Annotated in this window: 18 protein-coding genes; 12 read left to right on the forward strand and 6 right to left on the reverse strand. The window is 51.1% G+C overall.

Annotation, left to right across the window (positions count from 1 at the left end):
• Positions 1-69: 69 nt before the first annotated feature.
• The 3 genes from ACH0VJ_RS06640 to symE all read left to right on the forward strand — a co-directional run bounded on the left by ACH0VJ_RS06640 (position 70) and on the right by symE (position 3,835).
• Complete coding sequence (locus tag ACH0VJ_RS06640) at positions 70-1,539, forward strand: type I restriction-modification system subunit M (protein WP_000028402.1); 1,470 nt, start codon at positions 70-72, stop codon at positions 1,537-1,539.
• Positions 1,539-3,299 (forward strand): restriction endonuclease subunit S, encoded by a 1,761-nt coding sequence (locus tag ACH0VJ_RS06645; protein WP_031622250.1) that lies wholly within the window; start codon positions 1,539-1,541, stop codon positions 3,297-3,299. Before ACH0VJ_RS06640 ends, ACH0VJ_RS06645 begins: the two co-directional genes overlap by 1 nt.
• A gap of 215 nt (positions 3,300-3,514) precedes the next feature.
• On the forward strand, positions 3,515-3,835 hold the full coding sequence (symE, locus tag ACH0VJ_RS06650; RefSeq protein WP_001536292.1) for an endoribonuclease SymE: 321 nt from the start codon (positions 3,515-3,517) through the stop codon (positions 3,833-3,835).
• A 44-nt stretch (positions 3,836-3,879) separates the two neighbouring features.
• Here symE and ACH0VJ_RS06655 read toward each other — a convergent pair whose 3' ends face one another.
• Positions 3,880-5,733, reverse strand: a complete 1,854-nt coding sequence (locus tag ACH0VJ_RS06655) for a DUF262 domain-containing protein (protein WP_000102839.1) — start codon at positions 5,731-5,733, stop codon at positions 3,880-3,882.
• Between the two features lie 135 nt (positions 5,734-5,868).
• Between ACH0VJ_RS06655 and ACH0VJ_RS06660 the strand changes: the two genes are divergently transcribed.
• Positions 5,869-6,789, forward strand: a complete 921-nt coding sequence (locus ACH0VJ_RS06660; RefSeq protein ID WP_023196242.1) for a DUF5655 domain-containing protein — start codon at positions 5,869-5,871, stop codon at positions 6,787-6,789.
• A 76-nt stretch (positions 6,790-6,865) separates the two neighbouring features.
• Here ACH0VJ_RS06660 and yjiS read toward each other — a convergent pair whose 3' ends face one another.
• Positions 6,866-7,030 carry a DUF1127 domain-containing protein YjiS gene (gene yjiS, locus ACH0VJ_RS06665; RefSeq protein ID WP_000397917.1) on the reverse strand — a complete coding sequence of 55 codons (165 nt, stop codon included), beginning with the start codon at positions 7,028-7,030 and terminating at the stop codon, positions 6,866-6,868.
• On the opposite strand from yjiS, the gene ACH0VJ_RS06670 reads away from it, so the two are divergent.
• On the forward strand, positions 6,997-7,140 hold the full coding sequence (locus ACH0VJ_RS06670; protein WP_031622249.1) for a hypothetical protein: 144 nt from the start codon (positions 6,997-6,999) through the stop codon (positions 7,138-7,140). The two genes, yjiS and ACH0VJ_RS06670, sit on opposite strands and share 34 nt — an antisense overlap.
• A 94-nt stretch (positions 7,141-7,234) precedes the next feature.
• Here the strand turns inward: ACH0VJ_RS06670 and ACH0VJ_RS06675 are convergent, their stop codons facing one another.
• Positions 7,235-8,605 carry an NAD-dependent succinate-semialdehyde dehydrogenase gene (locus tag ACH0VJ_RS06675; RefSeq protein WP_000331431.1) on the reverse strand — a complete coding sequence of 457 codons (1,371 nt, stop codon included), beginning with the start codon at positions 8,603-8,605 and terminating at the stop codon, positions 7,235-7,237.
• Positions 8,606-8,785: 180 nt separating this feature from the next.
• On the reverse strand, positions 8,786-9,310 hold the full coding sequence (locus ACH0VJ_RS06680) for an Rpn family recombination-promoting nuclease/putative transposase (RefSeq protein ID WP_000750006.1): 525 nt from the start codon (positions 9,308-9,310) through the stop codon (positions 8,786-8,788).
• Positions 9,311-9,788: 478 nt separating this feature from the next.
• Between ACH0VJ_RS06680 and mdtM the strand changes: the two genes are divergently transcribed.
• The 7 genes from mdtM (at position 9,789) to hypT (ending at position 18,004) form a co-directional block, all read left to right on the forward strand.
• The gene (gene mdtM, locus ACH0VJ_RS06685) at positions 9,789-11,030 is read left to right on the forward strand and encodes a multidrug efflux MFS transporter MdtM (protein WP_001188918.1); all 1,242 of its coding nucleotides are present in this window, start codon (positions 9,789-9,791) and stop codon (positions 11,028-11,030) included.
• Between the two features lie 86 nt (positions 11,031-11,116).
• Positions 11,117-12,388 (forward strand): DUF445 domain-containing protein, encoded by a 1,272-nt coding sequence (locus ACH0VJ_RS06690; RefSeq protein WP_001033033.1) that lies wholly within the window; start codon positions 11,117-11,119, stop codon positions 12,386-12,388.
• Between the two features lie 219 nt (positions 12,389-12,607).
• Positions 12,608-13,792, forward strand: coding sequence for an MFS transporter (locus ACH0VJ_RS06695; RefSeq protein ID WP_000233267.1), 1,185 nt, complete (start codon positions 12,608-12,610; stop codon positions 13,790-13,792).
• A gap of 870 nt (positions 13,793-14,662) precedes the next feature.
• The gene (locus tag ACH0VJ_RS06700) at positions 14,663-15,334 is read left to right on the forward strand and encodes a nucleoside recognition domain-containing protein (protein ID WP_000068752.1); all 672 of its coding nucleotides are present in this window, start codon (positions 14,663-14,665) and stop codon (positions 15,332-15,334) included.
• Entirely contained in the window at positions 15,331-15,792 is a 462-nt protein-coding gene (locus ACH0VJ_RS06705) for a YjiG family protein (protein ID WP_000211979.1), read from the forward strand. Before ACH0VJ_RS06700 ends, ACH0VJ_RS06705 begins: the two co-directional genes overlap by 4 nt.
• A gap of 12 nt (positions 15,793-15,804) precedes the next feature.
• Positions 15,805-16,977: a beta-aspartyl-peptidase gene (gene iadA, locus ACH0VJ_RS06710; RefSeq protein ID WP_001113061.1), complete on the forward strand. Its 1,173-nt coding sequence runs from the start codon at positions 15,805-15,807 to the stop codon at positions 16,975-16,977.
• A gap of 118 nt (positions 16,978-17,095) precedes the next feature.
• On the forward strand, positions 17,096-18,004 hold the full coding sequence (hypT, locus tag ACH0VJ_RS06715) for a hypochlorite stress DNA-binding transcriptional regulator HypT (protein ID WP_000383511.1): 909 nt from the start codon (positions 17,096-17,098) through the stop codon (positions 18,002-18,004).
• A gap of 5 nt (positions 18,005-18,009) precedes the next feature.
• Here hypT and ACH0VJ_RS06720 read toward each other — a convergent pair whose 3' ends face one another.
• Positions 18,010-18,744, reverse strand: coding sequence for an aspartate/glutamate racemase family protein (locus tag ACH0VJ_RS06720; protein WP_000683251.1), 735 nt, complete (start codon positions 18,742-18,744; stop codon positions 18,010-18,012).
• A gap of 238 nt (positions 18,745-18,982) precedes the next feature.
• Positions 18,983-19,513, reverse strand: a complete 531-nt coding sequence (locus ACH0VJ_RS06725; RefSeq protein ID WP_000907671.1) for an Hcp family type VI secretion system effector — start codon at positions 19,511-19,513, stop codon at positions 18,983-18,985.
• Between the last annotated feature and the right edge of the window lie 547 nt (positions 19,514-20,060).

Raw genomic sequence — 20,060 nt, forward strand, 5'->3', positions numbered from 1 at the left:
CCCCTTTTGCGCCTTCTGCTGCCATCGTGTAGCAGAAGGCCTTATTGTTAATGAAACATGGAACACATCATGTCAATCAGCTCAGTAATCAAATCATTACAGGACATTATGCGCAAAGACGCCGGCGTGGACGGCGATGCGCAGCGCCTCGGCCAGCTCTCCTGGCTGCTGTTTCTGAAAATCTTTGACGCCCAGGAAGAAGCGCTGGAACTGGAGCAGGATAACTATCAGTACCCGATCCCGCAGCGCTACCTGTGGCGCACCTGGGCGGCAAACGCCGAAGGCATTACCGGCGATTCCCTGCTGGAATTCGTTAACGATGACCTGTTCCCGGCGCTGAAAAACCTCACCGCGCCTATTGATAAAAACCCGCGCGGCTTTGTGGTCAGACAGGCGTTCAGCGATGCCTATAACTACATGAAAAACGGCACCCTGCTGCGTCAGGTGATCAACAAGCTTAACGAAATCGACTTCACCAGCGCCAGCGAACGCCACCTGTTCGGCGACATTTACGAACAGATCCTCAAAGATCTGCAATCGGCGGGCAATGCCGGTGAATTCTATACCCCGCGCGCCGTCACCCGCTTTATGGTCGATCGCGTCGATCCGAAGCTCGGCGAGTCGATTATGGACCCGGCCTGCGGCACCGGCGGCTTCCTCGCCTGCGCGTTCGATCACGTAAAAAACAACTACGTGAAGAGCGTGGCCGATCACCAGACGCTGCAACAGCAGATCCACGGCGTGGAGAAAAAACAGCTTCCTCACCTGCTGGCGACCACCAATATGCTGCTGCACGGTATCGAAGTGCCGGTGCAAATTCGTCACGACAACACCCTCAATAAGCCGCTGTCGTCGTGGGATGAACAGCTGGATGTGATCGTCACCAACCCGCCGTTCGGCGGCACCGAAGAAGACGGTATCGAGAAGAACTTCCCGGCAGAGATGCAGACCCGCGAAACGGCGGATCTGTTCCTGCAATTGATTATTGAAGTGCTGGCGAAAAATGGCCGCGCGGCGGTGGTGCTGCCAGACGGTACGCTGTTTGGCGAAGGCGTGAAAACCAAGATCAAAAAGCTGCTCACCGAGGAGTGCAACCTGCACACCATCGTGCGTCTGCCGAACGGTGTGTTTAACCCGTACACCGGGATCAAAACCAACCTGCTGTTCTTTACCAAAGGCCAGCCGACCAAAGACATCTGGTTCTACGAGCACCCGTACCCGGCCGGCGTGAAGAACTACAGCAAAACCAAGCCGATGAAGTTTGAAGAATTCCAGGCCGAGATCGACTGGTGGGGCAACGAGGCTGACGGCTTCGCCAGCCGCGTCGAGAACGAACAGGCGTGGAAGGTCAGCATCGACGAGGTGATTGCCCGCAACTTTAACCTCGATATCAAGAACCCGCACCAGGCGGAAACCGTCAGCCACGATCCGGATGAACTGCTGGCGCAGTACGCCAAGCAGCAGGAAGCAATTCAGACCCTGCGCCACCAGCTGCGCGATATTCTCGGCGCGGCGCTCTCCGGTAAGGGGGCCAACTGATGGCGGTGGAAAAACTGATTGTCGACCATATCGATACCTGGACTACGGCGCTGCAAACCCGTTCCACCGCCGGACGCGGCAGCTCGGGTAAGATTGACCTGTACGGCATTAAGAAGCTGCGCGAGCTGATTCTGGAGCTGGCGGTGCACGGCAAGCTGGTGCCGCAGGATCCGAACGATGAGCCAGCGTCGGTGCTGCTGGAGCGTATTGCGGCGGAAAAGGCCGAGCTGGTGAAGCAGGGGAAAATTAAAAAGCAAAAGCCGCTGCCGGAGATTAGCGAGGAAGAGAAGCCGTTTGAGTTGCCGGTGGGGTGGGAGTGGGTGCGACTGGGAGACATTGGTGAAACTAATATCGGCTTAACTTATTCACCTAATAACATAAAAGAAACCGGCACTCCAGTATTAAGATCATCTAATATACAAAATGGCATATTAGATTTTACGGATCTAGTTCGTGTTTCTGGCATGGAAATAAAAAATTCATCTTATGTTGAAGATGGAGATCTATTAATTTGTGCAAGAAATGGAAGTAAGACCCTTGTAGGGAAAAATGCTCTAATTAATTCACTTTCCGAACCAATGGCCTTCGGTGCCTTTATGGCAATATTTAGATGTAGCTATAATAATTACGTCAAAATTTTCTTAGATTCTCCATCATTTAGACGTAACCTAGACGGAGTTGATACAACCACAATAAATCAGATTACTCAATCAAATCTGAAGCATACATTAATTCCTTTTCCACCAGAGATAGAACAAGAAAAGATAAAAAATACAGTATTTGAGTTAATATCCCTCTGCGACCAACTGGAACAGCACTCACTGACCAGTCTGGACGCCCATCAACAGCTGGTTGAAACCCTGCTAACCACGCTAACCGACAGCCAGAACGCCGATGAACTGGCCGAAAACTGGGCGCGTATCAGCGAGCATTTCGATACGCTGTTTACCACAGAAGCCAGCATTGACGCCTTAAAACAGACCATTCTACAACTGGCGGTGATGGGCAAACTGGTTCCGCAGGATCCGAACGACGAACCGGCCTCTGAACTGCTCAAACGTATTGCGCAGGAAAAAGCACAGCTGGTAAAAGACGGGAAAATTAAAAAGCAAAAACCGTTACCACCGATTAGCGATGAGGAAAAACCGTTTGAATTGCCGGAGGGGTGGGAATGGTGCTGTATTAATGACTTAACGTTTGTTTCCGGCGGAATACAAAAACAACCCAAAAGACGGCCTGTTAAGAACCATTTTCCTTATTTACGGGTTGCTAATGTCCAAAGAGGTAATATTAATATTGATGAGCTTGAGAGATTCGAACTAGAATCTCATGAGTTAACTTTTTGGTCGTTGAAAAAAAATGACATTCTAATTGTTGAAGGTAATGGTAGTGCTGATGAAATTGGTCGTTGTGCTATTTGGTTGGCTCCAATAGAAAAATGTGTTTATCAAAATCATTTGATAAGAGTTCGAGGAATAATGGAAGGATATCAAGAATTTATTGCATTATATCTTAACTCTCCATCTGGTATTAAAGAAATGCAGCGGCTCGCTGTTACCACCAGCGGTCTATATAATCTCAGTGTAGGTAAGATCAGAGGTATAAAAATTCCATTACCACCTCTTAATCAACAAAATTTGATTTTGTCAAAAATAAGAGAATATATTTTTATCTGTGATAACCTAAAAATATCTATCCAATCCGCCCAACAAACCCAGCTCCACTTGGCCGACGCCCTTACCGACGCCGCCACCAATTAACCCGCCCCCATAAACCAATAAAGCGGCTAAATAGCCGCTTTATTCCCATCACCAGAAATAATCCATCCCCGCATCCACGCCGTTATTTTCATTTATTTTCAGCTGGACTTTCCTTCTATTCCCTGATGATATGTACAGGTATTTTTCGCAAGACGCCCGTGCTGCAACACGAGCGCCTCGCTAATCACAATCACTATTTTAGGAGAATAGCCATCATGACTACCCCGCATTCTATTGCAGAATTCACCGATCCAGAAGTCTCCCCGGGAAATAACCGTAAAGGCACCGTCAGTTATGCGAGCCGCTTTGAAGATCACCAGCATATTCCGGCGATTATCATGAAAGGCCAGTGGCTGGAAGCCGCCGGTTTTGCCATCGGCACCAAAATCGATATCAAAGTGATGGAAGGCTGCATCGTGCTGACCGTGAAACCACCAGAGCCTGAGCTGGTTGAGTCTTTACGGCAAGTAAGCAAGCTGTCAGTACGTAAACAAAAGCAAGTTCAAACGTTTATCCGCGTGATTTCTTCTAAATAGGCAGGAAACCCAGGTGCGATTTAATTCGTACCTGGGTTGCAGTATCAGACATCAATCTCGTCTGTTGCTGTCTCTAATTCAGCAACATCATCCTGACTAATATTTTTCCCCATTGCCGCTTCGATCAATTTCAGCAATTGTTTTTTTCGATCGGCAAAAAATGCCTCGAAACTATCCTGCCGTAACAGCGAAGGCTCAATAAAGTGGCTGCGTAGGATCGCATCCATCTCGGCATCCTCCAGACCGACCTGCGGATGCGTCTGGATCTGCGACAGATACTCAGCCGGAGATCTCCCACCAATCATTCGGTTGGCCTTATAGGAGATTGATGTTTTATTAATGATAGAGTTATACACTGCTGGACTAATATTATTATTCTCGCACCATATCTTTGGGAAAATATGGTGAATATCGAGTGCAATCTCACCATAATCTAACTTTTGGATCGTCGACTTCCAGAAAAAGTCTTGAGCACCATTGCGTAGGATCAACACGCTTAACGCTTTATACGCGGCGCTCAATCGGGAACGTAACGTCAATAAACGCCCTGGCTGGAATGAGGCTTCATAAATCGTCCGGGGCTCTTCACCTTCCCCCTCAATCCAGTTTAGTAACTCTTCCACATCGTTTGCGATACGTGTTTCTACCGCGCCGCCGTACAGTTCCCCCAGGACACCGCACCAGAACCAGCGCGCCAGTTTGTCATAAATTTTGGGCTCCAGCCAATTGCCTTGTAATTTCGATAATACTGCCGCCAGCGGCACAAGCTGCGTACGATAAGGAAGATCCCATGAGTGCATAAAACATTCATGATGGAGAAATTTAGCGGCAAGTAAGAAGCCTTTTTCCACATCGTCGGCCCAGCAATGATAATCTTCAAGAGAAAGGGCTAATACTGAAACTCGTTTAGCACTTACTGCAGTAACTGATTTCCCTGTCTTCCCTTCGGCCAGATCGGCACGCCGTTTTTTTAGCGTATTCAATATGCTGATAGCCTGTAAAAAGTCAGTCGGCTCTACGCCCTGTAGGATAGCTTCTTTATTCAGTACATTTCGGCGGCCAAATTTTTGACGCAAATTACTGCCAAACCAGTCATCCCGAAGATTAAACCCATCAGCCGCAAAACTGGCGGTCACCAGTTCAAATACGGATAGTGGAACACCACCGGTATTAACCTTTTCAAACACCAGGCAAACGGCCTCTTTGCTAGTTGATTTACCCAATTTAATAACAGGCAGCAAATAGTTCCTAAAGGCATTCAGAATTTTTTCACGGAACTGCATATAAGTGAAAAACTTTTCTTGTGAGCACTTATATAAATGACTTTCCCATGCATCAGAGTTGATAATTTGGTTACAAGGGAAAAATAATGCTTCGCACTCTTTTTGCACGGTAGAAAAATCCATTTCAACCGTTTCTCCAAAGGAGTTAACAAAAGTTTTTATATCACGACCAAAATTCATCGTTACTTTTTTAGACTTTTCAACAGAAATAAAAGCTTCATCAAGCCTATTGTCCAGAGCGGCCTCAATATCAATATAATAAAAACGGTCTATCTGCTTTCCTTTCTCGTTAAAAGTCTTAACGGGCGTATCCAGCATCAGGACTTGAGTCAAGGACGTTAAACGTTGCTGGCCATCCAGAATCAACATCTCAGGCTCGGTTTTCTGCAATTCTACATTTTCAACTGGACGCACCTGGAAGCGAACTTCTCCCCCAGTCTCCAGCAGCATAACCGCACCAACGGGAAAAGAACGGGCAATACTGACCAGCAAAGACCGGACATGCTCATCATCCCATACCCACCCTCTCTGGAAATCAGGCAACTGTACCCGTCCATCAGTAATCTGCCCCAGGATATCTTTTAAAGCAATTTTCGTCGTGTCAAACGTACTCATTCTGGCGCTCCTGCCATTTTCTCTTTTCAAATTAATAAATTACCACAAATAACATATCCTCAGACTCAATTTTATGCTTTCTGATTCTACTCTGTGCAGTATCATACCCGGTAATATGAAATTCAGGAGGGATCCATGAGCGATATCCAGCTTTTCCGCCTCAGTGGCGGGAAAGTACAAGAACTACCGGGCAAAGCCGCAGCCATTGAAAAAGATCTGCAAATGCTGATCGAATCCCATATGGAAACGTTCCTTGGCGTCCGCTTTCTCGAGACCGAATACCACACGGGTAAAACCCATCGTGGGCGAATTGATTCCCTCGGCCTCGATGAAAATAACTGCCCGGTGATTATTGAATATAAGCGCCACAGCAATGAAAACGTCATTAACCAGGGGCTCTTTTATCTCGACTGGCTGCTCGATCATAAAGCGGAATTTCAGTTGCTGGTGATGGAGAAAATAAATAAAACCGCGGCCAAAGCCATTGACTGGTCCGGCACTCGGTTAATCTGTATTGCCGCCGATTTTAATAAATACGACGAACATGCCGTTCAGCAAATCAACCGCAATATCAACCTGATTCGCTACAAGCTTTTTGCCGACGACCTGTTAATGCTGGAACTGGTTAACGCCGTGGTCGAAAATAGCCCTCAGCACATCATCGCGAACGGTTCCGTCAGCAGCGGTAAACGCCATACCCGCACGCAGCGCGAACAGCTCTCTTTGGCCTCTCCCGCGCTGCTTTCATTATATGAACAGCTAAAAAACTATGTGCTCTCACTCAGTGATGAGGTTCAGTTTAAAGAGCTTAAGCTCTATGACGCCTTCCACCTCATTCGTAACTTTCTGTGCGTGGCCGTTTATCCCGTGACCGACCCACACCTACGCCTGTGGCTGAAAATTAATCCACAGCATATCCAGCTTGAAGAAGGATTTAGCCGGGACGTCACAAACATTGGCCACTGGGGAACCGGCGACGTCGAATTGATTGTGCGTAACGAACACGATCTGGATAAAGCTAAACTGCTGATCGAGAAAGCCTGGCAGGAAAATTAGCGTTCCAGGATATCCGCCTACTGGAGAGGTTAAGATAAGATTATCCAGCCTTTCCAGTTTTACTGACTCTTATCTGTTATTCCACATCCTTCCTTTCCAACCCAATATCCCTTAACTGCTCGTCACTCATTCGTCGCAACGCCTGACAGGCCCGCTTACGCAGCCACCACCTTTTTAGCGCCCGTCTGAGCTGCACAAAGCCAATGAATGGTTGTCTGGGGCGGTTCTCGTAAAATTCCATACCGGCCTCCGCATAGAACAGAAAATGCGGGCATCATGAATGTCTGTACAAACAATATCGGGATAAAAAGCACGGTTAGTGCAACGTGGATAAATAAGGAGAGCGATTGAGGGTGTTTTGTTCGCTTATTTCGTTCTGATTTAAGATCTGCGTCCTTCGCTGCAAAAAGCCAGGCCCCTCCCGTTTTCAGAGGGGCAACAGGGATTAGCGGCGCACCACTACCAGCTTCTGGTTCACAAACTCCTTAATCCCCAGATCCGATAGCTCGCGTCCGAAGCCCGAACGCTTAACGCCGCCGAACGGCAGCTCCGCTGCGGTGTCGGTCAGCCAGTTGATATAAACCATCCCGGTTTCAATCCGGGAGGCCATGCGTTTAGCACGCTCAATATCCTGACTAAACACCGCACCGCCCAGGCCGTAGTGGGAATCGTTGGCGAGTTTTACCGCCTCGTCATCGTCTTTCACCACATACATCTGCGCCACCGGGCCGAAGAACTCTTCAAAGTACGCCGGGTTGTCACGCGTAATATTGGTCAGAATCGTCGGCTCAAAGAAGTTGCCTTTGCTTCCCAGCGGATTGCCGCCAACGTGCAGCGTCGCGCCATTTTTCACCGCTTCCTCGACCTGTCTGGTCAATGTATCCAGCGCATCTTTCGACGACAACGGCCCCAGTTCGGTAGAAGCATCCATCTGATCCCCCACCTTCACCTTCCTGAACGCCTCGGTGAACTGGCTGAGGAATTGATCGGCGATTTTCTCATGCAGGATAAAGCGCTTCGCCGCCGTACATACCTGCCCCGCATTAGTGAGCCGTGCCTGCACGCCAATTTTCACCGCTTTCTCAAGATCGGCATCGTCCAGCACGACGAACACATCGTTCCCGCCCAGTTCCAGCGTCGATTTTTTAATGTGCTTCGCCGCCTGTGCCGCCACGGCGCTCCCCGCTTTTTCAGATCCGGTCAGCGCCGCGCCCTGCACGCGCGGGTCGGCGATGATGTTCGCCACCTGATCGGAGGAAATAAACAGGTTGGTCCATGCGCCTTCCGGCGCGCCGGCTTCACGCACCAGATGGGCAAACGTCTCGGCGCAGTGCGGTACGATGCTGGCATGTTTCGCCAGCACCGGGTTACCTGCGGCCAGGTTCGGCGCCAGCACACGCATCAACTGATAGTACGGGAAGTTCCACGGCTCAACAGCCATGATGACGCCAATCGGATGATGTTCTACCCACGCGTCGCCAAACTCGGTTTTATAAGGCACCGGGGCAAGAAACTGCTTCGCGTTATCCGCATAATAGCGAGCGATCTGCGCACACAGTTTGACTTCGCCACGGCTCTGCTCGATGAGCTTGCCCATCTCCTGGCTGGCGATTTTTGCCAGTTCTTCAACACGGCTGTCGATCAAGTCAGCCAGCTTATGCAGTACCGGCAGACGTTGGTCAATCTCTCCCCTGGACCAGTCGGAGTGATAGAGCGCGTCAGCTTTTTGCAGCGCGGCTTCAATATCCGCGTCCGTGTGCGGGGGATACTCTTTAATGAGCTGATTATTGGCAGGATTCACTGTCTGGTAAGCCATATCATATGTCTCCTTGTTATCGTCATTAAGGCAGCCGGAAATGCCGCTCAGAACAATAAGGGTAGTAGAGATGGCTGGCGCTATCGGTAAAGTTCGGTATATTCGTGCGGTTATCAGCGATAATTATAGAGAGCGTTGCCCGGCGGGCACCGGGCCTGCAACATTCAGACTGGAACCGCGTTAGTGACTAACATCCTGAAGCTCTTCAGCCGTAAGGCCGGTGAACCGCTGGACAGTCTCGCGGTCAAGTCCGTCCGCCAGCATCTGTCTGGCGATACGCAATGCGGCAACATGCTGACCTTTTTCCAGCCCTTTTTCTAATCCTTCTGCTAATCCTTCCTCCAGACCGAGCTGTCTTCCTTGCCGTTCCCCTTTTCTGCGATCCGCTGCGCGGATCCTCTCTATCAGCGTCATCAGTCTCTCCTTAGTGTGCGGGACATGCCCTACCACATCACGAATAAACGTGGTGAAACGAGGCGTATGTCCGTGCTGAATCATAAGATAATTAAACAGCGCTTTAAGCTGCCTGTCATTAGCGCAACCAGTAACTAACAGCGAAGCAATTCGTTCAACCAGTCCCAGCAGGTCGCGCTGGCGTAACGACACCGGCAGATGAATCTCCATAAAATCGCGGGCGGTTTCCGGGTGGCGCAAAAAGGTTTTAAACACCGCATCATGCGGTGTTGAGGTCGTCGATTTTTTCATGGCGCTCCGTCACCCCAAACCAGGATGCTGCGACTCTACCTCCTGAAAATTCCTTTCTCATCCGTACCTTTTCAGCATTGCGAGGCGCGACGAAAGATAAATCCTGTTATCTGTAATGCACATGCATTTTCGGAACTGAACACGCAAAATACCAGCCTGCGCGCCCTGCCTTTATCTTTATTAACCAGACAAACTCTTTTGATTAACATCAAAATTTAATTACACTTAATGTGTATATTTTCCGTGCAACGTAAATTTCCCGAGGTGTGATGTGCTGATTGTTATCTGTAATCGCCACACGTTCTGACGAGATTCAGAACGCGTCTCTTCCTGTCTGTGTTTTCACCGGCAGCGTTTTTGATTACATGAAATTCAGTACATCCGCAGCCGCTGTTTCTATCGCCTGCCTGACGTCACGATGACGGTATTGAGTTTCGCTGTCCCATCATAGGGTTCTCCGACATGGAGCGCATTTTTTATGCAACGGATTATTCAGTTTTTCTCCCAACGCGCCACAACGTTATTTTTCCCGATGGCGCTGATTTTGTACGATTTTGCCGCCTATCTGACGACGGATCTGATTCAGCCTGGCATCATTAACGTCGTGCGCGATTTTAATGCTGACGTCAGTCTTGCGCCGGCCTCGGTCAGCCTCTATCTGGCGGGCGGAATGGCGTTGCAATGGCTTCTGGGGCCGCTATCCGACAGGATTGGCCGCCGGCCAGTGCTGATTGCAGGGGCATTAATTTTTACTCTCGCCTGCGCGGCAACGCTGTTGACGACCTCAATGACGCAGTTTCTGGTTGCCCGTTTTGTGCAGGGCACCAGCATTTGCTTTATCGCAACGGTCGGCTACGTCACGGTACAGGAGGCCTTCGGTCAAACCAAAGCCATTAAGCTGATGGCAATTATTACCTCCATTGTGCTGGTCGCTCCGGTTATCGGCCCGCTCTCCGGCGCCGCGCTGATGCACTTCGTTCACTGGAAGGTGCTGTTCGGTATTATTGCGGTGATGGGACTGTTGGCGTTGTGCGGCCTGCTGCTGGCGATGCCAGAAACGGTGCAACGCGGCGCGGTGCCGTTCAGCGCGGTGAGCGTACTGCGCGATTTTCGTAATGTGTTTCGCAACCCGATTTTTCTCACCGGGGCGGCGACGCTGTCGTTGAGCTACATCCCGATGATGAGCTGGGTGGCGGTGTCGCCGGTGATCCTGATCGATGCCGGCGGGATGAGTACTTCGCAATTCGCCTGGGCGCAGGTGCCCGTATTCGGCGCGGTGATCGTGGCCAATATGATCGTTGTGCGCCTGGTGAAAGATCCGACCCGACCGCGTTTTATCTGGCGCGCCGTACCAATCCAGTTAAGCGGGCTGGCAACATTGCTTCTCGGTAATCTTCTTCTGCCGCACGTCTGGCTTTGGTCTGTGCTGGGCACCAGCCTGTACGCGTTCGGCATTGGCATGATTTTCCCGACGCTGTTTCGCTTCACGCTTTTCTCCAACAACTTGCCAAAAGGGACGGTTTCAGCCTCGCTGAACATGGTGATTCTGACGGTGATGGCGGTGTCGGTCGAAGTTGGCCGCTGGCTGTGGTTTCACGGCGGGAGACTGCCGTTTCACCTGCTGGCAGCGGTGGCCGGGGTGATTGTGGTCTTCACTCTGGCGACACTATTACAGCGCGTGCGCCAGCATGAGGCGGCAGAACTGGCCGCTGAGAAGTAAATACTCTGCCGGATAGAGGCTTATCCGGCACAGGATAATCTGATGTTTTTTGCACGTTCCTGCCGTCTGGCTCTATCCTTAACCCTATGAATAAAATCGCCGAACTCAAACGCGCCAAACGCCTGGCGCTCTCACTGTTGCTGATAGCCGCCGCGACGTTTGTGACCACGCTTTTCCTGCCGCCCAGTTTTTGGGTGCTGGGCGTAAAAGCTATTGCCGAAGCGGCGATGGTTGGCGCGCTGGCGGACTGGTTTGCCGTGGTGGCGCTGTTTCGCCGCATTCCCATTCCGTTTATTTCACGACATACGGCGATTATTCCCCGTAACAAAGACCGAATCGGCGAAAACCTTGGGCAATTTGTGCAGGAGAAGTTCCTTGATACGCAGTCGCTGATCGCGCTAATCCGCCGCCATGAACCCGCGCTGCTTATCGGAAACTGGTTCAGCCAGCCGGACAACGCCAGCCGGGTCGGGCAGCATCTGCTGCAAATTATGAGCGGCTTTCTGGAACTGACCGATGACGCCCGTATTCAGCGGCTGCTCAAGCGAGCGGTGCATAAGGCGATTGATAAAGTGGACCTTTCCGGCACCAGCGCCCTGATGCTGGAAAGCATGACCAAAAACGATCGTCACCAGGTGTTACTCGATACGCTGATCGCCCAGCTTATCGCCCTGTTACAGCGTGACAGCTCCCGAACATTTATCGCCAGACAGATCATACGCTGGCTGGAGACCGAGCATCCGTTAAAAGCGAAGATTCTGCCGACCGAATGGCTGGGAGAACACAGCGCTGAACTGGTCTCCGACGCGGTGAATTCTCTGCTGGATGATATCAGTCACGACCGCGCGCATCAGATTCGTCATGCCTTCGATCGTGCGACGTATAAGCTGATCGATAAACTTAAACATGATCCGGAAATGGCTGCCCGGGCAGAAAACATTAAAAGTTACCTGAAGGAAGATGAGGCGTTTAACCGTTATCTCGGCGAAATCTGGGCGGATCTACGCCAGTGGTTAAAAACAGATATCAACGCCGAAGACTCAAAGGTGAAGCAGCGCATCGCTCATGCCGGACAATGGTTTGGCGAGACGCTGATCGCCGACGACGCATTACGCGCCTCGCTTAACGGTCATCTGGAACAGGCCGCGCACCGCGTCGCGCCGGAATTCGCCGCCTTCCTGACGCGCCACATCAGCGATACCGTAAAAGGCTGGGATGCGCGCGATATGTCGCAGCAGATTGAGCTTAATATCGGTAAAGATTTGCAGTTTATCCGCGTGAACGGCACGCTGGTCGGCGGCGCTATTGGTCTGGTGTTATATTTACTGTCGCAAATACCGGCACTGCTCAGTATCTAAGAAGGGGAAGGCGCAATTCTCGTTCAGATTAACTGCCAAACCCCGCACGTGGGAGGCATTAATTTAATGCCATTTCCCACCGATGCCCCTCTTCTCAATCCGTTATTCGCCTGCGCTTCACTTTCTTTTCTTGCAAATTTGAAACATTAATTTTACTTTTTATTATCATTTACAACAACAATCCGGCATTACTGCCTTACTTTAGCAAAGAGAAAAACCATGGTTCATGCTCAGAGCGCTTCACCTCGCCATCCCATTTTTACGGCGCTTTTCGGTATGATGGTATTGACGCTGGGGATGGGAGTTGGCCGCTTTCTGTATACGCCCATGCTGCCGGTAATGCTGGCGGAAAAGCAGCTAACGTTTAACCAACTCTCCTGGATTGCCAGCGCCAATTATGCAGGGTACCTGGCGGGAAGCTTACTGTTTTCCTTTGGCCTTTTTCATCTCCCCTCTCGTCTACGCCCCATGTTGCTGGCTTCGGCGGTCGCCACCGGTATTCTTATTCTGTCTATGGCGATATTTACTCAGCCCGCGGTCGTCATGTTGGTACGCTTCCTGGCAGGCGTCGCGAGCGCGGGAATGATGATTTTTGGATCAATGATTGTGTTGCATCATACCCGCCATCCGTTTGTGATCGCCGCGCTCTTTTCCGGCGTCGGGGCCGGGATTGCACTGGGCAACGAATATGTCATTGGCGGTTTACATTATGCGCTTTCGGCCCATTCGCTATGGCTGGGGGCCGGAGCGCTCGCCGGTATATTGCTCTTAATCGTGGCAATGTTGATTCCCCCCCGCGCTCATGCGCTGCCGCCTGCGCCCTTAGCAAGAATCGAAAATCAGCCTATGCCCTGGTGGCAACTGGCGCTGTTGTATGGTTTCGCCGGATTCGGCTACATCATTGTCGCTACCTATTTGCCGCTGATGGCGAAAAGCGCGGGCTCTCCGCTACTCACGGCGCACCTTTGGTCGTTGGTCGGCCTGGCGATCATTCCCGGCTGCTTCGGCTGGCTGTGGGCGGCAAAACATTGGGGCGTCCTGCCATGCCTGACCGCGAACCTGTTGATCCAGAGCGCCTGCGTGCTGCTGTCTCTCGCCAGCGACTCATTGTTGCTGTTAATACTGAGCAGTATTGGTTTTGGCGCCACGTTTATGGGCACAACCTCGCTGGTGATGCCGCTTGCCCGACAACTCAGCGCGCCGGGTAATATTAATTTGTTAGGCCTGGTGACGCTAACGTATGGTATTGGGCAAATTCTCGGTCCGCTCGCCGCCAGTCTGTCAGGCAATGGCGCGTCGGCAATTATCAACGCCACGCTTTGCGGTGCCGCGGCGCTCTTTTTTGCCGCGCTGATCAGCGCTGTGCAGCAGATAAAACAAAAACGGTTTGTGATACGTGAATAAGCGGTAGAGTAAACCCACGCTCTCCGCACCGGGTTGTATCTTTAATGCTATTCGCGGCGCAATGAGGATCTGTTTTTAATAGCACATCCTCAACACGTTATTTCACGGTAAAGATGCCACTAAAAACTATACTTATTCTATGGTTATTAGTGCTATCAATCTGCCTATTATTTTATATACCCTTCATACTTCAAGTGGCTTATGTGTTGGCTACGGATTACCCGGCACATCCATGGGCCTCGCCCTGACGGGCCGTTGCTCACCCCAATCACATCGTTATCTATGCTCCTGGGGACTCACTCCCTTGCCGCCTTTAAGCAACTCGAAGTATTTTGGCTATATATTCCATTATGATGATTATCGCTTCCTCTCAAATCATCACAATTATAAATAAATCACATCAAGAAATTAATTCGATTATTCGTTTTTTATTACCTGCCCGTAGGATTCTTAGGGCGCAAGCTGACCCATCAGCGGCCACTGACCTGACCGTGACAATTCCTCTTAAGGCGTGAAAAATTACAGTAAAAAGTAAAATTTAGGTTAAAAAATTCTATTTTTTAACAACGATAATTAAGTGGCGTGAAATTGACTAACGTCAAATTTATTTCCCCTTTTTCCTGCTCCCGACTCCGGCCTGCGCCAACACCTGTTTCTTTGCTTTTTTACCTCGCGTTATACCGTCCACGGTTCCCCGCGCCTCCGGCAGTAGCGAAGATGGTGATTTTTCGCGCTGCTATGCAAGAAACGCATAGCACGATACATACTTGCATTTTGCCCTTACCCTCATGACTGATAAGGTCTTTCTGTTTCGGGCTTTTTGGCCTGTGGCTACAACCAACACATCATCAAAAAAATTCGGGGATCGCTATGGCGCAACAAGTGGACGGGGCGGCCATGCCGCTTGATACAGAAAAGGTCGGGATAAAGGGATACCTGGCGTTTTTTCTCACCATTATTTTCTTTTCCGGCGTATTTTCCGGAAGCGAAGGCTGGTGGCGCGTTTTTGATTTTACCGTACTCAACGGGTCATTCGGTCATGTGACCGGTACGCAGACCTTTCGCGGCGCGGGCGGAACGGGCGCGAAAGATGGCTTCCTTTTTGCGCTGGAGCTGGCGCCGTCGGTTATCCTTTCTCTGGGTATCATCGCGATTACGGATGGGCTTGGCGGTCTGCGGGCGGCACAGCAATTGATGACGCCCATCCTGAAACCATTGCTTGGCATTCCCGGCATTTGCTCACTGGCGCTGATCGCCAACCTGCAAAATACCGACGCCGCGGCGGGTATGACCAAAGAGCTGGCGCAGGAAGGTGAAATCACCGAACGCGATAAAGTGATTTTTGCCGCCTGGCAGACCAGCGGCAGCGCTATTATCACCAACTATTTCTCCTCCGGCGTTGCGGTATTCGCCTTTCTGGGGACGTCAGTCATCATTCCGCTGGTGGTCATTCTGCTATTCAAATTTATCGGCGCAAACCTTTTGCGCGTCTGGATTAACATCGAAGAACGCCGTCACCCTGCGCAAGGAGCCCAATCATGACGACTCAGGTACGTAAGAATGTCATGGATATGTTTATCGATGGCGCACGCCGCGGTTTTACCATCGCCACGACCAACCTGTTACCCAATGTGGTCATGGCATTTGTCATTATTCAGGCGCTGAAAATTACCGGTCTGCTCGACTGGGTAGGCCATATCTGCCAGCCCGTGATGGCGTTGTGGGGGCTTCCCGGCGAAGCGGCTACGGTGCTTCTGGCTTCGCTGATGAGTATGGGCGGCGCCGTTGGCGTGGCGGCCAGTCTGGCTACCGCCGGCGCGCTAAGCGGCCACGATGTTACCGTACTACTGCCAGCCATTTACCTGATGGGAAACCCGGTACAGAATGTCGGCCGCTGTCTCGGTACTGCCGAAGTCAACGCCAAATATTACCCGCATATTATCGCAGTCTGCGCCATCAATGCGCTGCTGTCGATCTGGGTCATGCAGCTTATTGTTTAATAAGGAGTTATCATGCCTGATTTATCCGCCGCGGAGTTTACCTTGTTACAGGGTGCGCACCTGTTTGCGCCAGAAGACCGGGGCATCTGCGATGTTCTACTCGCGAATGGCAAAATTATTGCCGTCGGCGCTGACATCCCCGGCGATATCGTACCGGACTGTGCGGTGATTAATCTTAGCGGCCGTATGCTGTGCCCGGGCTTTATCGACCAACACGTTCATCTGATCGGCGGCGGCGGCGAAGCGGGGCCGACGACGCGGACGCCGGAAGTCTCCCTGAGCCGCCTGACGGAAGCCGGGATAACAACGGTCGTCGGCCTGCTTGGCACCGACTCCGTCAGCCGTCATCCCGCGTCGCTGTTAGCCAAAACGCGAGCGCTAAATGAGGAGGGGATCACCGCCTGGATGCTCACGGGCGCTTATCACGTTCCGTCGCCGACCATTACTGGCTCGGTAGAAAAAGACGTCGCGCTGATCGATCGCGTCATTGGCGTGAAATGCGCAGTCTCCGACCACCGTTCCGCCGCGCCCAGCGGGAATCAACTCGCCAGCATGGCCGCCGAATCACGCGTTGGCGGCCTGCTGGGCGGCAAACCCGGTGTCAGCGTTTTTCATATGGGCAGCAGCAAAAAAGGGTTACAGCCGCTGTATGACATCCTGGAAAACAGCGACGTGCCGATCGGTAAACTGCTGCCTACCCACGTCAACCGTAGCGAATATCTTTTCGAGCAGGCGCTGGCGTTTGCGCTTAAAGGCGGCGTGATCGACATTACCACCAGTATCCCGGATCCCGTCGCGCCGGCGGAGGGCATTGCCAGAGCGGTAAAAGCCGGCGTCCCGCTTTCCCGGGTGACGCTCAGTTCAGACGGCAACGGCAGCCAGCCGCTATTTGACGCTGCCGGAAATCTGACGGGCATCGGCGTCGCGGGCTTCGAAAGTTTGCTGGAGACGTTGCAGACGCTGGTTAACCACTACGGATTCAGCCTGACCGATGCTCTGCGTCCGCTGACGACCAGCGTAGCCGCCTTCCTCAGTCTGGACGGCAAAGGCGAGATTCGTCCCGGTAACGATGCGGATCTGCTCGTCTTTAGCGCAGATTTACGCATTGAGCAGGTGTATGCGCGCGGCAAACGCATGGTCAATGAGGGGAAAGCCTGCGTAAAAGGTACCTTTGAACCGGCGTAATTCCCACTAGTTTCAGGCTGCCCCATCACGGCATTCTGAAAGAGGACGGGATAAGCGGTTGTCAGCCGCCCGAATGGACGTAGAATGCCCCTTCGGGCGGCTGACAGGATAACGGTAAATGGATGTAACTGGAGCAGGTTTGCACAATATTGAGACAAAATGGCTATATGATTTTCTGACGCTGGAAAAGTGCCGCAATTTCTCTCAGGCCGCCATTATCCGCAACGTATCGCAACCCGCTTTTAGCCGGCGGATTCGCGCCCTGGAACATGCCGTGGGCGTTGAACTGTTTAACCGACAGGTCTCGCCGCTACAGCTTTCCGAACAGGGTAAAATCTTTCACTCCCAGGTTCGCCACCTGTTACAGCAGCTGGAAAGTAATCTGACCGAACTGCGCGGCGGCAGCGATTATACGCTGCGTAAAATCAAGATTGCCGCCGCCCACTCGCTCTCCCTCGGCCTGTTGCCGACCATCGTTAAGCAGATGCCGACGCAGTTTACCTACGCCGTTGAGGCGATAGATGTCGACCAGGCGGTGGATATGTTACGTGAGGGGCAAAGCGATTTTATCTTTTCTTATCACGATGAAAACCTGCAACAAGCGCCGTTTGATAACATCCGCCTGTTTGAGTCGAGACTGTTTCCGGTTTGCGCCAACAATGGCCGGGGCGAGCCGCGCTATACGCTTGAGCAGCCGCACTTTCCCCTGCTTAATTACAGTCAAAACTCCTATATGGGCCGGCTGATAAATCGTACGCTGACTCGCCATGCTGAACTGAGTTTCAGTACATTTTTCGTCTCTTCGATGAGTGAATTGTTAAAACAGGTTGCGATGGACGGCTGCGGAATCGCCTGGTTGCCCGAGTATGCTATCCGTCAGGAGATTACCGACGGGCGCCTGATAGTGCTTGATGCCGACGAACTGGTTATCCCGATCCAGGCTTATGCTTATCGCATGAATACCCGCATGAGTCAGGTAGCCGAAACATTTTGGCGCAACCTGCGTGGGCTTCAGGCCGCGCTGTAAACACATCAGGCGGTAAGGCGTTGTTCCCCGGTCAAAGAGGCGCGGGTGTCTGGCCAGGACTCATACCAACGAATCGCCGCGCGCACCAGCGACGCTGTGGAATCAATCATCGGGCACGCTATCGCGCGTTCATGTCCGGCCACAATAAGCGGAATTTCGGTACACCCCATAATAATTGCCTGAGCGCCACGGGCAATAAGGCTATCGATTTGCGGCAGCAGCAGCGCTTGCGCCGCAGTTTTATCGCCACGTTTAAGCGTATAAATAGCCTGCATTACCAACGCCTGCCCCGCTTCTTCTGGCTGAATTAACGTCAGCCCCCGCGCCAGAGCTTTCTTTTGATATAACCCGGTCGCCAGCGTCGCATTGGTCGCCAGCAGACCAACGTGCCGCGCCGATGGCGGAATATCCCCCAGGGTGGCGTCCAGGATGCTGATCATTCGCGCTTTCGCGACGTTCTGTAAATCATCAAACCAATAATGCGCAGTGTTGCATGGGATAACGATACACTCCGCCCCGGCGTCTTCCAGCATATGCAGATAACGCTCCAGATAACGGTATGGCGAAGGCCCGCCGGATAACAGACATGCTGTACGATCGGGAATATCAGGGATAGAGCTGACAATGAGCGGGATGTGTTGTTGATCACAACTGGCATGTCGCAATTCAACAAATTTTTCCAACATATCCGCCGTTGCCGCAGGTCCCATCCCCCCCAGTATCCCAATGGTGTGTTTCATCGCTTTTCCCGCTTATTTACGTCAAGGTCAGAAACACACTATCAACTTGATGTGTATATAAAAAATGCCGTTTTATTAGCGGCTATGCGTAAAAATCATAACGGGTGTAAGGGCCATGCGTTATCGCCTTTTCAGGCAATCGATTGGTTACATGTACGCTCATCGACCTTCGCAAGCCGCTAAATGCCATTTCGCTATACAGCATCGCCCACTGCGAGTCCGCAAGCTTGTTTTGTCCTCATCGCCACAGCGCCTGTCGGTGAAGAGGCCGCCGTGTTTTGCTTTTCGACGCTAATGCGGGAATATCCCAGCGAATATGGCTATAAACCAAATCCACGGTCTCCGTGGCGCTGCCTTCGGCGTCGCCATGATTGCTCATGCGTGAAATTCGCACATTGGTGAGCGTATAAATAATAAATGGCAGCATTGCGCCCTTATCACGACGGCATAATGTCAGCACGCCTTCTTTCACCGTTTTCCCGTTACAATAGTGCTCATAGAGGCCTGGTGTAGCAAGATCGACTGGCTTTGTCAGCGTCAACCCTCCAATATATGTCCCTCTCGCTTCGCCGGACTCCCGTTTTGTCGGGTTGTGGTTGTAAGCAATAAGTTTTATTTGGTTTTCAAAACCTTTGATCCGGCTTTCGCCTTCAATACCGTCCAGTTTTAAATAGATGGCGTCCATCCCCCCTCCGTGATTATCATGCGGCAAAGCAGGCTGACAAGGACGGAACGCCAACAATGAAAGAACGTTCCATTTTCCAGCCATTTCGTTGGTGTCTCTGTATACCAGATTAAATACCGACAATCTGCTATAACTGGATTCTTGCTAAATACCTTCTGCCATCAACAATCCATTTTACAATAGCGCTACTGACCTGAAATCTATTACGCCAGGCATTCAAGCATCGTTTCCTGAATAACCATAGCCGCTATAAGAACCATATCAAAAAAGAAATATCAATATCATTTCTTATTTTTATCCGAGAAATTACTTAATTACACCGAATCGGAATATAGACAATTCTTATTCCTTTTCACATCAATGGGTTTTTTAGACTTTTGTCATATCGAAAACAACCATTCCAATAGAACATATTTACTATGTGAATATATTTAATGTTTTTATCGCGCGCAGTGTTATCACAGTAATAAATGATTTGCATCAAAAATGCGCCTTTCAGCGCCACGTATTTTTGGGCAGCAAATTATAAAATCGCGTTTCAAAGTCAGTAACATGTTCTCTGTTCAGGCGATATGACTTTATGCCCGGACGACACGCCAGCCGCTTTACCCTTACGTTTAGTCGTGATACG

Source organism: Salmonella sp. 2020_1459 (assembly GCF_043847915.1).
In the GTDB taxonomy this organism is placed as follows: domain Bacteria; phylum Pseudomonadota; class Gammaproteobacteria; order Enterobacterales; family Enterobacteriaceae; genus Salmonella; species Salmonella enterica.